Raw genomic sequence first — 17,368 nt, 5'->3', positions numbered from 1 at the left:
AGCTCTCCCGACGCCTCGCGGCGCGCGGGGTCGAGGTCGAGGTGTTCACGCGGGCCACGTCGCGGCACCTGCCGCCGGCGGTCGAGGCGTCGCCCGGCGTCGTCGTGCGGCACGTGACCGCCGGGCCGTTCGAGGGGCTCACCAAGGACGACCTGCCGAGCCAGCTCTGCGGGTTCGTGCGCGACGTGCTGCGCGCCGAGGTCGAGCAGGGGCCCCACCACTTCGACCTCGTGCACAGCCACTACTGGCTCTCCGGGCAGGTCGGCACCGTCGCCGCCGAGCGGTGGTCCGTCCCGCTCGTGCACACCATGCACACGATGGCCAAGGTCAAGAACGCCCACCTCGCCGAGGGCGACCGCGCCGAGCCGATCGGTCGCGTCGTCGGGGAGGAGGAGATCGTGCGCATCGCCGACCGGCTCGTCGCGAACACCGAGGAGGAGCGTCGCGAGCTGCTCGACCTCTACGCCGCCGCCCCGTCGCGGGTCGACGTCGTGCACCCCGGCGTCGACCTCGAACGCTTCCGCCCCGGCAGTCGCGACGACGCGCGCCAGGCCCTCGACCTGCCCGCCGACGCTGCCGTGCTGCTCTTCGCCGGTCGCATCCAGCCGCTGAAGGCGCCCGACGTGGTGCTCAAGGCCGCGGCCGACCTCCTCGCCCGCGACCCCGCGCTGCGCGAGCGGCTCCAGGTGGTCGTGGTCGGTGGGGCGTCCGGCAGCGGCCTCGACCGGCCGACGTCGCTCGCCGACCTCGCCGCCGAGCTGGGCATCACCGACGTCGTGCGCCTCGAGCCGGCGGTGACGCAAGACGTGCTCGCCACCTGGTACGCCGCGGCCGACGTCGTGTGCGTGCCGTCGCACAACGAGTCGTTCGGGCTCGTCGCCATCGAGGCGCAGGCCTGCGGGACGCCCGTCGTCGCCGCCCGCGTCGGAGGGCTGTCGACCGCCGTCGCCGACGGTGTCAGCGGCGTCCTCGTCGACGGGCACGACCCGCACGACTACGCCGACGCGCTGCACCCGTTGCTGACCGACCGCGCGCTGCGCGACGAGCTCGGCGCCAAGGCCGTCGCCCACGCCTCGGGCTTCGGCTGGGACGCCACGGTCGACCGGGTGCTCGAGGTGTACGCGCGCGCCGTCGCGGCCCGCGCCGAAGGGAAGGACGGGTGAGCCCGCGTGAGTGACGACCTGACGAGTGACCAGCGGCACGCGCTCGAGGTGATCCTCGACGCCGTCGCCCAGGCCGGGCTCGACCACGTGCGCCACGGGCTCACCGTCGTCGAGGTCGACCTTCCGGGCGAGCGGAAGCTGAAGACCACCACCCGCCTCGAGGTCAACCGGCACTCCCTCGGCGTGCACGCGTTCGTCGCCCGCAACCCCGACGAGAACCACGAGGGCGTCTACCGCTGGCTGCTCGAGCGCAACCTCAAGCTCTACGGCGTCGCGTTCGCGATCGACTCCGCCGGCGACATCTACCTCGACGGCCGCCTCCCCCTCGTCTCCGTCACCCACGACGAGGTCGACCGGCTCCTCGGGTCGGTGCTCGCCGCCTCCGACGACTCCTTCAACACCATCCTCGAGCTCGGCTTCGCCTCCTCCATCCGCAAGGAGTGGGAGTGGCGCGAGTCGCGCGGGGAGTCGACGGCGAACCTCGCCGCGTTCGCGCACCTGCGGCCGAAGGGCTGACGTCCTGCTGGTGCGCCGCGTTGCTGGTGCGCTGCCGCAGGGGGCGTGTGCTTGCTGGTGCGCTGCCTCGGCTCGCGCTGGGTGCGGCCTCCGAAAAAGCCACCCGGGCGGTAGGTAGCGCGCGGAAAGCGGCCCTGTTTCCGCGCGTCACCTACCTCCCACCGGGCAGGTAGCGCGCCTCACCTACCTCCCACCGGGCAGGTAGCGCGCGTCACCTACCTCCCCCACGCCTGACCCCGCCACAGCCCGGGGACCCGGCCCAACCATCGCGCCGGCGGGTCGACGCCCCCGCATGCCGACAGCGCCCCGGTGTCAGGGGTGGGAGATCGCCTCGCGGACCTTCGTCGTCAGGGCGGTGAACTCCGGCAGGGCGCGCAGGTCGGCGGGGGCGACCTGGCGGGCGTGGGTGGAGAAGCGAGCGGGCTCGTCGAGCACGATCCGGCCCGGTCGGGGACTCATCACCAGCACGCGGGAGCCGAGGAAGACGGCCTCGTCGACACCGTGCGTGATGAACAGGATCGTCTTGCCCGTCTCGCGCCAGATGGTCAGCAGCTCCTCCTGCAGACGCTCGCGGGTGAGCGCGTCCAGGGCGCCGAACGGCTCGTCCATCAGCACGATCTCGGGGTCGTTCGTCAGCACCCGCGCGATCTGGGCGCGCTGCTGCATGCCACCGGACAGCTCGTACGGTCGCAGCCCCGCGACGTCGGCCAGCCCGACGAGCTCGAGGTAGCGCTCCGCCGTGCGGTACCGCTCCGCCTTCGCGACGCCGCGCACCTTCGGGCCCAGGGCCACGTTGTCGCGGACGTCGAGCCAGGGGTACAGCGTCGGCTGCTGGAACACGACGCCCCGCTCGCGACCCGGTCCGCGGACCGGCCTCCCACCGACCTCGACGGTGCCCCGCGTCGGCTCCACGAAGCCGGCCAGGATGCGGAGCAGCGTCGTCTTCCCGCACCCCGACGGTCCGGCCAGCGTGACGAGCTCGCCCGGCTCGATCGTCAGGTCGATGCCGTCGAGGGCGCGCACGACGCCGTCGCGGGCCCGGAACTCCTGCTCCAGGCCCGCGACGGTGACCGCGAGGTCGTGACGCTCACTCACCCGCGGCGGCCTTCGCCGGTCCGGGGTCGACGCCGTCGGCGTACGTCGACTCGGGCGCGACCTTGGCGATGCCGTCCTGCGTCAGCAGGAACTGCGCCGTCGAGAAGAGGTCCTGGCCGAGCTTCCCGCCAAGCCAGTCGGCGCCCGCCTGCTGCGTCGCGTCGAGGAACGTGAAGCCGGCGAACTGCTTCTCGGCGTCGGCGGCGCTGACGCCGATCTCCACGGCCGCGCTCTGGGCGGCCTTGGCCGGGTCGTCCTTGATCTGCTTGACCGCGTAGTCCTGCGCCTTCGCCCAGACGGCCAGCACCTTCGGGTTGTCCTTGACGAACGTGCGGTCGGCGATGGCGAGGTCGAACGTCGGCTTGCCGGCCTTGGCGGTGTCCTCGCTGGTCAGCACGACCTTGCCGCCGTCCTTCACGAGGGTGCTCAGCGTCGGGTCCCAGATCCAGGCGGCGTCGATGTCGCCGCGCGACCACGCCGGCGCGATCTGCTCCGGCTCGGTGTTGACGATCGTGTAGTCCGACGGGTCCTCGCCGGCGTCGGCGATGGCCTGCAGCAGCGAGAAGTGCGCGGTCGAGCCGAACGGGGTGGCGATCGTCTTGCCCTTGAGTCCCTTGATGTCGGTGGCCTCGCCGTCGCGCACGACCAGCGACTCTGCGGAACCGATGACGTCGTGGATCCAGATGACCGACACGGGCAGGTCGAGCGGCGCCGACAGCGCCTTCGTGCTGGGCGAGGAGCCCGCGAGCCCGATGTCGAGGCTCTTGCCGCCGAACGCCTGCACGACGTCGCCGCCGGACGCGAAGTTGCTCCACTCGATCGTGGCGTTGGGCAGGCAGTTCTCGAGGATCTTCTGGTCCTTGACGACGACGTCGCCGTTGGGGATCTTCTGGTAGCCGATGCGCACCGTCGTGTCGACGGACTCGTCGGCCTGGAACGGGCACGCGTCGGCCGAGGCCTGCTCGGTGTCGCCGCCGACGCCGCAGGCGCTGAGCCCGAGGGCGGCGGTGGCTGCGACGACGGCCGCGAGGGCACGCGCGCGGGTCAGGTGGGGGAGGGTCATGTCAGGCCTTTCCTCGCCAGGGGACGAGCTTCTTCTCGAGGGTGCGGATGATCAGGTCGAGGACGATCGCGGTCAGGCCGATGACGATGATGCAGGCCACCGAGAGCGCGAGCTTGTTCTGCGTCCCCGACAGGTACGCCAGGCCCCCGATGCCCGGCAGTCCGTTGACGAGCTCGGCGGCCACGACGGTGGTCCACGCGAACCCGACGGCGACCCGCAGGCCGCTGAGGATGTCGGGCAGCGTCGCGGGCAGGACGACCGTGGTGATCGTCTGGCGGCGCGACGCCCCGAGGGAGCGGACGGCGTTCAGCTGGTCCTCGCGGATCCCGCGCACCCCGTTGAGGGTGGCGAGCGCGATGGGAGGGAACGCCGCCAGGAAGAGGAGCGCGACCTTCGACGTGTCGCCGATGCCGAACCACGCCACGAGGAACCCGAGGTAGGCGAGCGGCGGCAGGGAGCGCAGGAAGTCGACGTAGGGGCCGACGACGCGCTCGAACCAGCCGACCGTGCCCATCGCGAGTCCGAGCGGCACGGCGACGATGATCGCCAGCGCGAGCCCACCGCCGATGCGCTGCAGGCTCACCACCAGGTGCTCCCACAGGTAGTAGCCCTCCTCGCCGCGCACGACCCGGTCGACGCCACCGCCGACCGCGTGGTTCGTGTTCGCGCGCAAGAACGCGTCCCACACCTCGAGCGGGCTGGGCGCGAGGTACGCGGGCTGGACGACGCCGGACGCGGACACCGCGCTCCAGGCCGCCAGCACCACGACGAGCGTCACGACGGGCGGGAGCCAGCGCGACGGGGCGGGGGGACGGATCACGAGGTGTGACCGTAGGGGAGCGGCGATGCTCGTGGAGCCGGTCCCAGCATGCGGATGGCGCGTGGTGAGACTCGCGGCACGCAAGGACGGGGGGCGGTCATGGCCATCGGGCCGCCCCCCGCCGCGCGGCAGTCAGACTTTCGAACGCCGGTAGCCGGCTCGCACGGCTGCCGGCTCGTTGGCGAAGCACTCCTCGGGCTGCGTCCTGTCGTAGAACCTCTGCCCTGGCACGTGATAGATGCCCGAGTCCGCGTTGCCCTTGATGGGCGCCCAGGAAGGGCAGTCCCATGTCGAGATCGGGCCGGTCTGCTCCGGCAGGGTGATCGGACTCGATGACCCTGTCCGGGACGTGAAGGTGGCGAACCCGGGTCGCGAGCCGCGGACGGTGGCGCTCAAGCGCTTGCCCTTCCAGGACGGCTTGACGGTGATCGACGACCCTGTCGCTCCAGCGACCGCCTTGCCGTCGAGAGCCCAGCGGTAGGTGAACCGGGTGCCCGACGTCCAGCGACCGGGAGCGACCCTCATGCGGTGCGTGGCGAGAGGTCGCCCGGACAGTGCGGCGCGGCCTACGCGCTGCACACGTTGGGTCGCCCGCGAGTTCTTCGCGATCGTCGCGAACCCAGACCGGCTCCCGGTCGCACGGACGCTGATCCGTTTCCCGAGCGCGTTGGACGGGACGGTCAGCGTCGAACGGGTGCCACCTGCGAGCGGCTTGCCATCGGCATACCACCGGTAGCGCACCCTGACTCCACGCGTCCACGTGCCTCGCACCGCCCGGAGCGTGCGACCGGCGGCGGGAGAGCCCTTGATACGTGGTGTCGCTGCCGCCGTCATGACCCGCAGGCTGTTGCGGGACGCTGACGTGACGACCGGATATCCCGCGAGTCGGCCAGTGACTTCGACCCTGATGCGTTTCGCGCCCTGGCCGCGGGTGAGGCGGAGGGTGCGGCCCGTCGCTCGGGGGATGGCCCGTCCCGATGCGAACCAGCGATAGGAGTGGCGTGTGCCGGTCACCCACCGGCCCGGGTCGGCCCTGAGCGTCGCGCCGACGAGAAGGGTGCCCGAGACGCTGGGGGTGGCCCGCGACTGCACCCGCAGGGTCTCTTCAGAAGCCTCCGTCACCGTGCCGTAGCCGGCGAGGGAGCCGGTGACGTGTGCAGACAAAGTGTGTCCCACCAGGTCGGGGGTGAGTGTCAAGCGACCGCCAGTTGCGACGGGCTCGGTCCCGTCGGCGAACCACTCGACCTCGTGCGTCGTCCCGGTGCTCCAGCCGGACAGCGAGACGGACAGTGTCCTCCCGACTGCCGGTGTGCCCGCGACTACGGGGACAGCGGTCCGGAGCACGCGGGGCGTTGCGGCGGAGCGGACGACTGCAGCGGGAATGTCCGTCGGCGGCGTCGAGATCTCCACCGAAAGCGCCTTTTCGACGTCGGGCGTGCTCACCGTGTAGGTGGGACCGCTGCCGGCAGCTGCCGGTGCATCATCGACGAACCATCGGAAAGTCGAACCGTCGGGCGGGGTACTGCCGTCAAGCTGTGCCGTCAGCACGGTCCCCAGCGTGAGGTCGCCGTCGTAGTGCACTGAGGCGGTAGGAGAGGCAGGTTCCGCGATGGCCGCTGCGGGCAAGGACGCGAGCCCGAGGGCCAGGATGAAGAGCAGGACGAGGGGGCGGAGGCGGGTTCTGGGGTCCACGGAAGGTCCTTGGTCGGAGGGTCGGCGACGCCACACTAGGGTGCGAACGAGCAAAACGTACGAAGAACGTCTCGATCGACGTCGATGTGCGGACGAGCGGCTGGGCGCCGCTCGTACTCGCGTACGTTGGTCGGGTGAAGGCGACCGTGTTCTGCGACGTGACCGATCCGTGGTCGTACGTGGGTGCGACCCGCTTCGAGCGTGCGGCCGGCATGTTCACGATCCTCGTCGGCGAGCCCGTCGAGGTCGCGTTCCGTGCCCGCCTGCTCGACCCCGACGCACCTAGCTCGGGGCGCCCGCTGCGTGAGGTGCAGGCCGAGCGGCTCGGCGGCGAGGACAAGGTCGACCTCGTCGACGCCCAGGTGACGGCGGCCGCGCGGATCAGTGGCATCGAGCTGAACCTCGTCGAGGCGGTGGAGGCGAACAGCCTCGACGCCTGGCGTCTGCTGACGTGGGCCGACGAGGCCGCGCCGGGCGCGCAGCGCGAGCTCATCCACCAGCTCTGGCGGGCCCATTTCCTCGAGGGCGCCGACGTCGCCGACCCGCTGGTGCTCGCCAGCCGAGCGGCGCTCGTCGGGCTCGACCTCGAGACGGCCGACGCCCTGCTCGCCAGCGAGGAGTACGCCGACGCCGTGCGCACGCAGGACGAGACCGCCCGGTCGTTGGGGATCACCCAGCTCCCCTACGTCGTGGTCGAGCACCGCTGGACCCTCGCCGGCCCGCAGTCGCAGGACGACTACGTCCAGGCGCTGCACCAGATCCACCAGGAGTGGCGCTCCGACTCGCCGTCCTGACGGTTTACCACGGTCCCGTGGTAAACCGTGGGCGTGGCGGCGGGCGCGGCCTGAGCGACCACTAGGCTGGCGGCATGACCTACACGCTCGTCCTCCTGCGTCACGGCCACAGCGAGTGGAACGCGAAGAACCTGTTCACCGGCTGGGTCGACGTCGACCTCAACGAGCAGGGCGTCGAGGAGGCGGGTCGCGGGGCCAGGCTGCTCGCCGAGGCTGGGATCGCGCCCGACGTGTCGCACACGTCGCTGCTGCGCCGCGCGATCCGCACGTCGCAGATCGTGCTCGACGGCATCGACCGGCACTGGATCCCGGTGAAGCGGTCGTGGCGGCTGAACGAGCGGCACTACGGCGCACTGCAGGGCAAGGACAAGAAGGCCACGCTGGAGGAGTTCGGCGAGGAGCAGTTCATGACCTGGCGCCGCTCCTACAGCACGCCCCCGCCGGCCCTCGCGGACGACGCGGAGTTCTCGCAGGCCGGGGACCCGCGCTACGCGTCGCTACCCGACGAGCTGCTGCCGCGCACCGAGTGCCTGGCCGACGTGCTCGACCGGATGCTGCCCTACTGGTACGACAGCATCGTCCCCGACCTGCTCGACGGCCGCACGGTCCTGGTGACCGCCCACGGCAACTCCCTGCGCGCGCTCGTCAAGCACCTCGACGGCCTCGGTGAGGACGAGGTCGTCGGCCTCAACATCCCCACCGGCATCCCGCTCGTCTACGAGCTCGACGCCAACCTCAAGCCCGTCACGAAGGGCGGCCAGTACCTCGACCCCGACGCCGCCGCCGACGCCATCGCCGCGGTCGCGAACCAGGGTCGCTGACGCCCCCTCCCGCGTTGTGAGGACTTCGGGTCGGTCTGTCGGCGACAGATCGACCCGACGTCGTCACGACGCAGGGGAGTGCAGACGCAGCTCAGCGCTGGTCCGCTCCCTCCAGGTCGGCGAGCAGCGCGCCGATCGAGCCTCGCGCGCGCACCCAGAGTCGGTCGGTGAGGTAGGCGACGGGCGCGGTGACGAGGGCCAGCAGGACGGCGAACCACACGAGGAACGGAGTCGTCACGACCCCGACTGCGGCCACGGCGAGCAGCAGCACCCCGATCGTCACCCAGGCGCCGACGACGAAAGGCCGCCCCGTCCGCAGCAGCGTGGCGCGTCGCCGCACCACGGGCAGCCAGCGCTGACGGTCGAGCCCGGCCGGCGCCTGCCCCGTCCGCATCGCCCGTCGGAACAGCCGGGCCTGGTCCCGCGTCTCGGACATACGGGCAGGTTAGCGGCCGCCGGACGGACGGACGGCCTCAGGCGTCGAGCTTGTACCCCAGCCCGCGCACGGTCGTGAGGGTGATCGGGTTGCCCGGGTCGGGCTCGATCTTCGCGCGCAGCCGCTTCACGTGGACGTCGAGCGTCTTCGTGTCGCCCACGTAGTCGGCGCCCCACACACGGTCGATGAGCTGGCCGCGGGTCAGCACCCGGCCCGGGTTGCGCAGGAAGAACTCGAGCAGCTCGAACTCCTTCAGCGGCAGCTTGACCGTGTCGCCGTCGACCGACACCAGGTGGCGCTCGACGTCCATGCGCACGCGGCCGGCCTCGAGGACGCCGTCCTCGTCGACCTCCTCGACCGCGCCGCGGCGCAGCACCGCACGGATGCGGGCCACCAGCTCGCGCGGCGAGTACGGCTTCGTCACGTAGTCGTCGGCGCCGAGCTCGAGGCCCACCACCTTGTCGACCTCGGTGTCCTTCGCGCTGACCATGATGATCGGCACGCTCGACGTCTGGCGCAGCTGACGGCACACCTCGGTCCCCGGCAGCCCGGGCAGCATGAGGTCGAGCAGCACGATGTCGGCGCCGCCGCGCTCGAACTCGATCAAGGCGTCGGGCCCGGTCTCGGCGATCGCGACGTCGAAGCCCTCCTTGCGCAGGACGTACGACAGCGCCTCGCTGTAGCTGGTCTCGTCCTCGACGACCAACACTCGTGTCACAGGATCTCCTCATCGAGGTCGTGCTGGAAGCGGGGGAGCACCAGCGTGAAGGTGGAGCCAGCGCCGGGCTCGCTCCACACGTCGACGGTGCCGCCGTTGCTGGCGGCCACGTGCTTGACGATGGACAGGCCGAGCCCCGTGCCGCCCGTGGCGCGGGCGCGGGCGGGGTCGACCCGGTAGAAGCGCTCGAAGATCCGCTCGAGCTCGGGGCCGGCGATGCCGATGCCGTTGTCGGCCACGCTGATGCGCACGTCGTCGCCGGCGAGCGCGGCCGTGACGACGACGCGCGAGCCCTCCGGGCTGTACGTCACGGCGTTCTCGACCAGGTTGCTCACGGCCGCGTGCAGTTGGGCGCGGTCGCCGTGCACGAGCAGGTCGGGCTCGACCGTGCGCGAGATCTCGATGCGCTTGCGCTCGGACTCCGTGGCCGAGTGCTCGCAGGCCTCAGCGACGAGCTCGTCGACCTTGACCGTCGTGGCGTCGTCGCTGGCCACGTCGTTCTGCAGCCGGGACAGGTCGATGATCTGCTGCACGAGCCGGGTGAGGCGCTCGCTCTCGGTCTGCATGCGCGAGGCGAACCGCACGACCGACTCGGGGTCGTCCTTCGCCTCGGCGACGGCCTCCGCGAGCAGGTTCAGGGCGCCCACCGGCGTCTTCAGCTCGTGGCTGACGTTGGCGACGAAGTCGCGGCGGATGTTCTCGACGCGCTGCTGGTCGGTCCGGTCGAGGGCCAGCACGATCACCAGGCGCGACGTCAGCGGGGCGACGCGCACCGACACGTGTGCCGGGAGGCCGCGGCGGCGCTGCAGCGTCAGGTTCGACTCGCGCACCTGGCCGTCGCGACGCACCTGCTGCACCATCGCGCGGATCTCGTCGGGCTCGATCCGGCGGTCGCGCACGATCCCGAGGGCCACCGCCTGGGCCGAGGCCTCGAGGACGGTGTCGGAGGAGTCGAGCAGGACGGTGGTCGACGACAGCACCGAGAGCACCGCCTGAGCACCGGGCGGCACGAGCGGCGCGGGCTCCTCGGGCACCGCGTTCTGGCGCCGTTCACTGAACAGCCAGACGAACGTCACCGTGGCGCCGACGGCCGCGCCGACGGCGCCGGCGATCAGGTAGGCCGCGTCGATGTCCACACCGCGATGCTAGGCCCACCGTTCACCCAGGTCCGAGCGCGAACCCCCTCTGACGTGCGGCTTTCCGCGGCTGTTCACGGTTCGTTCACCGGGGGTCGCTCATCGTTCACCGGTTTCTTCTAGGGTCTGGGGCATGCGTGATGCGTACTACGAGCAGCTCGACACCATCGTCGACGACCTGGTCCAGCTGACCGGGACCGTCCGCAAGGCCGTCGCTGCCTCCACCGCCGCCCTCCTCAACGCCGACGCCCCGCTCGCCGAGCAGGTGATCGACGGCGACAAGCAGATCGACGAGACGACGGAGGAGATCGAGGAGCGCGCCCTGCTGCTGCTCGCCACCCAGCAGCCGGTCGCCACCGACCTGCGCCAGCTGGTCGCGACGCTGCGCATGCTCACCGACCTGCAGCGCATGGGCGACCTCTCCGTGCACGTGGCCAAGGTCGCCCGGCTGCGCATGCCCGACGTCGCCGTCCCGGTCTCCATCCAGCCGACGATCATGGCCATGGCGTCCGTCGCCGACCAGATGATCCACGCGGCGTCGCGGATCGTCGCCAACCGCGACGTCGACGCGGCCAGCCGCCTCGAGGACACTGACGACGAGATGGACCGGCTGCGCAAGGACCTCTTCCGCGCGCTGCTCGGCGGCACCTGGGAGCACGGCATCGAGCCGGCGATCGACCTGGCGCTCCTCGGTCGCTACTACGAGCGCATCGGCGACCACGCGGTCTCCATGGCGCGTCGCGTCGTCTACCTGGTGACCGGCGAGATCGCTCCCGGCGCCTGAGCCACGCCTCGTCGCACGACGAAGGGCCGTCCACGATCCGTGAGGATCGGGACGGCCCTTCGTGCGTCCGTGTCGGACCTGGCGACGTCGCCGCCAGGTCCGCCGGGGTCAGCTGCCGGCGGTGGGGCTGGGGCTCGCGCTCGGCGTCGGGGTGGCCGACGACTCCGGGCTCACCGGCTTCTCGGCGACGTCGGAGTAGGTCGACGTGCGGGCGACGATCGGCGCCTCGATCTCGACCTCGTCGCCACCGGAGAAGGTGAGCGTGAGGCGGGCGTAGCGGCCCAGCTCGACCGACGAGCCGTCGATGTCGGCGACCTCGCCCTGGCGACCCAGCGTGTACAGCTGGCGGGGCTGCAGCTCGACGGGCAGGGCCGGCTCGGCCGTGAGCGTTGTACAGGCGCACGTCGCCCGTGCGCACGTTCGCGCCGATGCCGGGCTGGTACTGCTGGTTCGTCTGGGTGCTTCCACCGGTGCCGCAGGCGGTGAGCCCGAGGGCGGCGGTGAGCATCAGGGTGGCGGCCGTGAGACGGCGCGTGCGAACGGTGGACACCGGGCACCTGCTTCTACGTCGAGGAGGGTCGTCGTGCGGAGCATATCGGAGGGCATCGCGGCGGCGGGGTGCGGGCCGGGCCCCTAGGCGGGGGCGGAACCTACCGTCCGACCCCGAGGAACGGCTGAAAAGGCCGTCCGTGGCGCGTGTTAAACTGGTCACCTACGAAAGGTGCCGCGTTTATGACTTTCACTGTCGGCGAGACGGTTGTGTACCCGAACCACGGGGCCGCAGTCATCGAAGACATCGAGAAGCGGACGATCAAGGGGGAAGAGCGCGACTACCTGGTCCTGCGCATCGTCGCCCAGAACGACCTGGTCGTCCGTGTGCCCGCCTGCAACGTCGACCTGGTCGGCGTCCGTGACGTCGTCGACGCCGACGGCCTCGAGCGTGTGTTCAGCGTCCTGCGCGCCGAGCACGTCGAGGAGCCGACCAACTGGTCGCGTCGCTACAAGGCGAACCTCGAGAAGCTGCACTCCGGTGACGTGCTCAAGGTGGCCGAGGTCGTGCGCGACCTCTGGCGCCGCGACCACGAGCGTGGCCTGTCCGCCGGCGAGAAGCGGATGCTGGCCAAGGCGCGCCAGATCCTGGTCTCCGAGCTCGCCCTCGCGGAGAAGACCAACGAGGACAAGGCCGAGTTGCGGCTCGACGAGGTCCTCGCCTCCTGACCCGAGCCGGTCCGACGGCCCCCGCCCCCTCCGGGCGGGGGCCCTCGTCGTTCCTGGGGGCCTGTCGTTCCCGGGGGCTCGCCTGACGGGACAGCAGGTCAGCGTCGTGCGACGAGCGCGGTGGCCACCGCCGCCACGCCCTCGCCGCGGCCGGTCAGGCCGAGACCGTCCGTGGTCGTCGCGGAGATGCTCACGGGGGCGCCGACGACGGACGTCAGCAGCTCCTGTGCCTCGTCGCGACGGGGGCCGAGGCGTGGCGCGTTGCCGATCACCTGCACCGCCACGTTGAGCACGGCGAAGCCCGCCTCGTCGAGCAGGCGCACCGTCTCGGTCAGGAACGTCGTGCCGGAGGCGCCGGCGAGTCGTGGGTCGGCGGTGCCGAAGCGTGACCCGATGTCGCCGAGGCCGGCTGCGGAGAGCAGAGCGTCGACCATCGCGTGGCACGCGGCGTCGCCGTCGGAGTGACCCTCCAGGCCCGCGTCCTCGCCCGGCCACTCCAGACCGGCGAGCCACATCGGCCGTCCGCGCACGAGGCGGTGGACGTCGGTGCCGATGCCGGTGCGCAGGTCGGGCCAGGTCATGGCTGCATCCTGCCCGACTACCAGCGCGGGCTGTCCTTCGGCAGGGCCTTGCTGCCCGGCCGGATGACGTAGACGATGCCGCCGCTGCCGCCGAGCCACGCGCGCTCGAACTGCGCGCGGTCGTAGGTACGACGCACGGCGGCGTTCGTGGCGCCGGCAGGGTCGTTGGCGATGACGCGACCGTCGCGCGTGAAGCCGCTGATGACCATCAGGTGTCCCGGCGTCGAGGAGATCGGGGCGCCGCTCAGCTCTCCGCGGCCGAAGGCGACCGAGGCGACGAGCGGGATGCCCGCCTTGATGAACTGCTCGGCCTCGCGCAGGTCGTACAGGCGCGTCACGAACGTGTCGAGCCCGTAGGTGCTCGCGTACGCGGCGCTCATGGGCCAGTTGCCGGTGCCCTGGTAGCGGTAGTCGTAGGAGTAGCGCGCGGCGTGGTCGACCTGGCGGTCGGCGCCCCTCGCCCAGCTCAGCTCGCGCGACGTCGGCCCGGAGCCGAAGTAGCGCAGGATCATCGACACCGACGTCGGCGAGCACCAGGCCTCGCCCCCGCCTCCCCACTCGGGGTGGTGCCCGCGGTGCGTCATCTGCGAGTAGGTCGGCACCGACAACGTGGTCGTGCGCGTCATCGTCGTGCGGCTCGTGGCGATGCGTCGGGTCGTGTACGACGACGCGGCGCCGCCGACGGACTCCACGCGGGGCGTCGCACGCGACGTCGGGCGGCGCAGCAGCTCGACCTGCACCTGCCACTGGCTGAACGTGCTCGAGCCGTTGGCGCGCACCGTGTCGGTGTCGAGCCGGGCGAGGTCGTCGGTCTGCGACGGGCCCGACGTGCGGTAGACGCCGCTCTCGCCCTTGGCCCAGATGGCGACGGTGTCCCAGCTGCCGACCTTCGACCCCTGGCGCACGCGGGCCTTGACCCGTAGCCACGTGTCGTCGGGCGTGCGAGCGCTCCACGACGGCACCAGGGCGCGCGCGGAGTAGCCCGTCGACGACCACGGCGACGTCCAGGTGCCGTACGCCCATGTGGCGGTGCGGCCCTTGTACGGGTCGCGGTAGGTCTGGCGGCGCTTCGGCGAGTCGAGCACGAGCGCGGAGCCGGAGACCCGGACGCCGTCGAACGAGCCCTTCTGGAGCTGGGCCGCGCTGACCCAGCGGACGGTGCTCGCCGACTGCGACGCGGCCTGCGCGGGCGCGGTCGGGACGAGCAGCGACGCGAGCAGGACGGCGGCGACGGCAGGAACGGTGCGGCGCGGTGCATGCCGACGGGGAAGAGGCATTCTTCGAGGGTAGGTGACGTCAGGGGCTCGTGGGGCGGTTGGGACGAATCGGTCTGGTCGGGGCCGGGGTCGCGGACCGTTAGGATTCCGGGGTGAGCCTGCGCCTGTACGACACCGCCACCCGGCAGCAGCGCGACCTCGACCCGGTCGTGCCCGGCAAGGTCGGCATCTACCACTGCGGGCTCACCGTGCAGGGACCGCCGCACGTCGGGCACATCCGCAAGGAGGTCGTCTTCGACGTCCTGCGACGCTGGCTCGAGCGCGCCGGCTACGAGGTCACCATCGTCGCGAACGTCACCGACATCGACGACAAGATCCTCGCCAAGGGTCGCGAGCAGGGTCGGCCCTGGTTCGCGGTGGCCTACGAGAACGAGCGCGCCCTGCATGCCGCGTACGAGGTGCTCGGCTGCCGGCCGCCCACGTACGAGCCGCGTGCGACGGGCGTCGTGCCCGAGATGATCGAGCTCATGGAGACGCTGATCGAGCGCGGTCACGCCTACCCGGCGGAGAACGGCTCGGGCGACGTCTACTTCGACGTCCGGTCCTGGCCCGCGTACGGCGAGCTCAGCAACCAGCACGTCGACGACATGCAGGCCGCGCCCGACGCGCCGGCCGACGGCAAGCGCGACCCGCGCGACTTCGCCCTGTGGAAGGGCCACAAGGAAGGCGACCCGGAGTCGGCGTCGTGGCCGACGCCGTGGGGCCGGGGTCGCCCCGGGTGGCACCTCGAGTGCTCGGCGATGGCCGCGAAGTACCTCGGCACCGAGTTCGACATCCACGGTGGCGGCCTCGACCTGCGCTTCCCGCACCACGAGAACGAGATCGCCCAGTCGCGCGCTGCCGGCCAGCCGTTCGCGCGGCTCTGGATGCACAACGCGATGCTCAACCTGAGCGGCGCGAAGATGTCGAAGAGCGTCGGCAACACGCTGATGGTCAGCGAGGTCGTCAAGCGGGTGCCGGCCATCGCGCTGCGGTACTACCTCGTGGCCGCGCACTACCGCTCGATCATCGAGTTCACGGAGGAGTCGCTGCAGGAGGCCGCGGTCGCGTTCGAGCGCATCGAGGGCTTCGTGCGGCGCGCTCACGAGGTCGTCGGTAGCGACGGTCTGGGCGAGATTCCGGACGACTTCGCGGTGGCGATGGACGATGATCTCGGCGTACCCGCAGCCCTTGCTGCGCTGCAGAAGTACGTGAGCATCGGTAACGCGAATCTCAATGAGTTTCTGCACCTCAGTGGAGATGACGAGTTCGCCCGACGTGCTGCAAATAATCGCAAGGCGGTTCAAGGAACGCTTGGCTCAGTTCGCGCCATGCTCGACGTGCTTGGGCTCGACCCGCTCTCCGACCACTGGGCGGCGACGACGACGTCGGCCGCCGACGACGCGCTCGCGCCGCTCGTGGAGGCCCTGCTCGCGCAGCGCCAGGAGGCGCGCGCCGCGAAGGACTTCGCCACCGCGGACCGCGTCCGCGACCAGCTGGCCGCGGCCGGCATCGACATCGAGGACACGGCGCAAGGTCCGCGCTGGTCCGTGAAGGGAACCTGACCGATGGCAGGCAACAGCCAGCGCCGAGGCGCGATCAAGAAGACCGGCAAGGGCAACCCCACGGCCGGGTCCGGCGGACGTCGCCGCAAGGGTCTGGAGGGCAAGGGTCCGACGCCGCGCGCGGAGGAGCGCCCCAACCACAAGGCGTACAAGATGGCGCGCGCCGCCGACAAGCGCGAGGCCGCGCGGCCGAAGCGCAAGGGCGGCGACGGCGGACCCGAGTGGGTGGCCGGACGCAACAGCGTCGTCGAGCTGCTGCGCGCGAACGTGCCCGTCGCCGGCCTGTACATCGCTGAGGGCGCGGAGCGCGACGAGCGCATCCGTGAGATCTTCCGGCTCTCCGCGGAGCAGCACGTGTCGCTGCTCGAGATCGGGCGGGTCGAGATGGACAAGCTCACCGGTGGCGCCGTGCACCAGGGCGTCGCAGCCAAGCTCGACGCCTACGACTACGCCCACCCCGACGACCTGCTCGCGCGCGCAGAGGAGGAGGGTGTGCCGCCGCTCGTCGTCATGCTCGACGGCGTGACCGACCCGCGGAACCTCGGCGCGGTCGTGCGCTCGGCGTCGGGCTTCGGCGCGCACGGCGTGGTGATCCCCGAGCGTCGGTCGGCGCAGATGACCGCGTCGGCCTGGAAGACGTCGGCGGGTGCCGCCGCGCGGGTCCCGGTCGCGCGGACCACGAACCTGACGCGTCAGCTGAAGGCGTACCAGGAGGCGGGCCTCATGGTCGTCGGCCTGGCCGCCGACGGCGACGTCTCCCTTCCCGACCTCGACCTCGCCGACGGACCGCTCGTCGTCGTCATCGGCAGCGAGGGCAAGGGCATCTCCCGCCTCGTCGGCGAGACCTGCGACCAGATCGTCTCCATCCCCATGGCCTCCAGCCTGGAGTCGCTCAACGCCGGCGTCGCCGCGGGCATCGCGCTGTACCAGATCGCGCAGCGTCGGGTCTGAGTCGTACGCGGCTGCGGCCCTCGCGGGCCTGCGGCTGCGCTGCCGCGGCCTCTCGTGGGGGCGGCCTCCGAGAGGCCTCCGCATCGTCAGTGCTGAGGAATTGGACGGTTCCGGGGCGATTTGTGCGGCTGAGTCACCCGGAAGTGACCGAAACTGCGGATGCGGTCCGGGGGGCTCGGGTGGGGCGCTGGTGCTGTTGCGGCTGGGCCTGGACGCTTGCTGGGTCTCGATACAGCGGGACGCCTGCGGCGTGCACCACTCGACCCGCCTGAACCGTTCCCTCGCTGCGCTCGGTCAGGTTCAGGCGTCGTACCCCTGGGGGTTCTGCGACTGCCAGGTCCACGTGTCGCGACACATGTCGTCGACGGTGCGCGAGGTGCGCCAGCCGAGCTCCTGCTCAGCCTTCGTAGGGTCGGCCCAGAACGCCGGGAGGTCGCCCGGGCGACGGTCGACGACCTCGTACGGGATCTCGCGACCGCTGGCGCGCTCGAACGCGTGGATCATCTCCAGCACCGACGTGCCCTGACCGCTGCCGAGGTTCCACACGCGCACGCCGGCGTCGCCGCCGACGATCGCGTCGAGCGCGACCACGTGCCCCTCCGCGACGTCCTGCACGTGGATGTAGTCGCGCTCCGCGGTGCCGTCGGCCGTCGGGTAGTCGCCGCCGAAGACCGACAGCCGATCGCGACGGCCCACCGCGACCTGCGCGATGAACGGCACGAGGTTGTTCGGGATGCCCTGCGGGTCCTCGCCGATCCG

The 17,368-nt window shown here is 71.6% G+C and carries 19 protein-coding genes; 8 read left to right on the top strand and 11 right to left on the bottom strand.

Annotated elements, in window-relative coordinates; all coding sequences use genetic code 11:
- Positions 1–1,163, top strand: a 1,163-nt coding sequence (gene mshA / locus A6Q79_RS08915) for a D-inositol-3-phosphate glycosyltransferase (RefSeq protein ID WP_317697858.1), incomplete at its 5' end; no start/stop codon positions are given.
- A gap of 51 nt (positions 1,164–1,214) precedes the next feature.
- Positions 1,215–1,679, top strand: coding sequence for a YbjN domain-containing protein (locus A6Q79_RS08910; protein ID WP_308207066.1), 465 nt, complete (start codon positions 1,215–1,217; stop codon positions 1,677–1,679).
- Between the two features lie 312 nt (positions 1,680–1,991).
- Here A6Q79_RS08910 and A6Q79_RS08905 read toward each other — a convergent pair whose 3' ends face one another.
- The 4 genes from A6Q79_RS08905 to A6Q79_RS08890 form a co-directional block, all read right to left on the bottom strand.
- Positions 1,992–2,774: an ABC transporter ATP-binding protein gene (locus A6Q79_RS08905; RefSeq protein WP_286690164.1), complete on the bottom strand. Its 783-nt coding sequence runs from the start codon at positions 2,772–2,774 to the stop codon at positions 1,992–1,994.
- Positions 2,767–3,837: an ABC transporter substrate-binding protein gene (locus tag A6Q79_RS08900; protein WP_286690163.1), complete on the bottom strand. Its 1,071-nt coding sequence runs from the start codon at positions 3,835–3,837 to the stop codon at positions 2,767–2,769. The genes A6Q79_RS08905 and A6Q79_RS08900 overlap by 8 nt, the downstream gene beginning before the upstream one ends.
- A 1-nt stretch (position 3,838) precedes the next feature.
- Positions 3,839–4,657, bottom strand: a complete 819-nt coding sequence (locus tag A6Q79_RS08895; RefSeq protein WP_286690162.1) for an ABC transporter permease — start codon at positions 4,655–4,657, stop codon at positions 3,839–3,841.
- Between the two features lie 132 nt (positions 4,658–4,789).
- Complete coding sequence (locus tag A6Q79_RS08890) at positions 4,790–6,205, bottom strand: hypothetical protein (protein WP_286690161.1); 1,416 nt, start codon at positions 6,203–6,205, stop codon at positions 4,790–4,792.
- Between the two features lie 278 nt (positions 6,206–6,483).
- On the opposite strand from A6Q79_RS08890, the gene A6Q79_RS08885 reads away from it, so the two are divergent.
- Both A6Q79_RS08885 and A6Q79_RS08880 read left to right on the top strand, forming a co-directional pair.
- On the top strand, positions 6,484–7,143 hold the full coding sequence (locus A6Q79_RS08885; RefSeq protein ID WP_286690160.1) for a DsbA family protein: 660 nt from the start codon (positions 6,484–6,486) through the stop codon (positions 7,141–7,143).
- Between the two features lie 74 nt (positions 7,144–7,217).
- On the top strand, positions 7,218–7,964 hold the full coding sequence (locus tag A6Q79_RS08880) for a phosphoglyceromutase (protein ID WP_286690159.1): 747 nt from the start codon (positions 7,218–7,220) through the stop codon (positions 7,962–7,964).
- Between the two features lie 91 nt (positions 7,965–8,055).
- Here the strand turns inward: A6Q79_RS08880 and A6Q79_RS08875 are convergent, their stop codons facing one another.
- From A6Q79_RS08875 to A6Q79_RS08865, 3 genes are read right to left on the bottom strand one after another with little or no spacing between them, the layout of a single operon-like run.
- On the bottom strand, positions 8,056–8,400 hold the full coding sequence (locus tag A6Q79_RS08875) for a hypothetical protein (RefSeq protein WP_286690158.1): 345 nt from the start codon (positions 8,398–8,400) through the stop codon (positions 8,056–8,058).
- 37 nt (positions 8,401–8,437) lie between these two features.
- Positions 8,438–9,118 carry a response regulator transcription factor gene (locus tag A6Q79_RS08870; protein ID WP_286690157.1) on the bottom strand — a complete coding sequence of 227 codons (681 nt, stop codon included), beginning with the start codon at positions 9,116–9,118 and terminating at the stop codon, positions 8,438–8,440.
- The gene (locus A6Q79_RS08865) at positions 9,115–10,254 is read right to left on the bottom strand and encodes a cell wall metabolism sensor histidine kinase WalK (protein ID WP_067853865.1); all 1,140 of its coding nucleotides are present in this window, start codon (positions 10,252–10,254) and stop codon (positions 9,115–9,117) included. The genes A6Q79_RS08870 and A6Q79_RS08865 overlap by 4 nt, the downstream gene beginning before the upstream one ends.
- Positions 10,255–10,387: 133 nt before the next feature.
- On the opposite strand from A6Q79_RS08865, the gene phoU reads away from it, so the two are divergent.
- Positions 10,388–11,038: a phosphate signaling complex protein PhoU gene (phoU, locus tag A6Q79_RS08860; protein WP_067853868.1), complete on the top strand. Its 651-nt coding sequence runs from the start codon at positions 10,388–10,390 to the stop codon at positions 11,036–11,038.
- Between the two features lie 108 nt (positions 11,039–11,146).
- Here phoU and A6Q79_RS08855 read toward each other — a convergent pair whose 3' ends face one another.
- Positions 11,147–11,506: a hypothetical protein gene (locus A6Q79_RS08855; protein ID WP_317697852.1), complete on the bottom strand. Its 360-nt coding sequence runs from the start codon at positions 11,504–11,506 to the stop codon at positions 11,147–11,149.
- Between the two features lie 264 nt (positions 11,507–11,770).
- Between A6Q79_RS08855 and A6Q79_RS08850 the strand changes: the two genes are divergently transcribed.
- On the top strand, positions 11,771–12,256 hold the full coding sequence (locus tag A6Q79_RS08850) for a CarD family transcriptional regulator (protein ID WP_067853874.1): 486 nt from the start codon (positions 11,771–11,773) through the stop codon (positions 12,254–12,256).
- A 98-nt stretch (positions 12,257–12,354) separates the two neighbouring features.
- Here the strand turns inward: A6Q79_RS08850 and ispF are convergent, their stop codons facing one another.
- The gene (gene ispF / locus A6Q79_RS08845) at positions 12,355–12,837 is read right to left on the bottom strand and encodes a 2-C-methyl-D-erythritol 2,4-cyclodiphosphate synthase (RefSeq protein ID WP_286690156.1); all 483 of its coding nucleotides are present in this window, start codon (positions 12,835–12,837) and stop codon (positions 12,355–12,357) included.
- A gap of 17 nt (positions 12,838–12,854) precedes the next feature.
- Positions 12,855–14,114: a C39 family peptidase gene (locus A6Q79_RS08840; protein ID WP_067853877.1), complete on the bottom strand. Its 1,260-nt coding sequence runs from the start codon at positions 14,112–14,114 to the stop codon at positions 12,855–12,857.
- A 92-nt stretch (positions 14,115–14,206) separates the two neighbouring features.
- On the opposite strand from A6Q79_RS08840, the gene cysS reads away from it, so the two are divergent.
- Both cysS and rlmB read left to right on the top strand, forming a co-directional pair.
- Positions 14,207–15,658, top strand: coding sequence for a cysteine--tRNA ligase (gene cysS / locus A6Q79_RS08835; RefSeq protein ID WP_286690155.1), 1,452 nt, complete (start codon positions 14,207–14,209; stop codon positions 15,656–15,658).
- A 3-nt stretch (positions 15,659–15,661) separates the two neighbouring features.
- A complete protein-coding gene (gene rlmB, locus A6Q79_RS08830) occupies positions 15,662–16,609 on the top strand; it encodes a 23S rRNA (guanosine(2251)-2'-O)-methyltransferase RlmB (RefSeq protein ID WP_286690154.1) in 948 nt (315 codons plus the stop codon).
- A 300-nt stretch (positions 16,610–16,909) separates the two neighbouring features.
- Here the strand turns inward: rlmB and A6Q79_RS08825 are convergent.
- On the bottom strand, positions 16,910–17,368 hold a 459-nt coding region (locus A6Q79_RS08825), incomplete at its 5' end, for a GDP-mannose 4,6-dehydratase (protein WP_286690153.1).

Source organism: Aeromicrobium sp. REDSEA-S32_B7 (assembly GCF_001626145.1).
Lineage (GTDB): Bacteria > Actinomycetota > Actinomycetes > Propionibacteriales > Nocardioidaceae > Aeromicrobium > Aeromicrobium erythreum.
The sequence above is the reverse complement of the archived record's forward strand: the minus strand, read 5'-3'. Positions and strand labels throughout refer to the sequence as shown.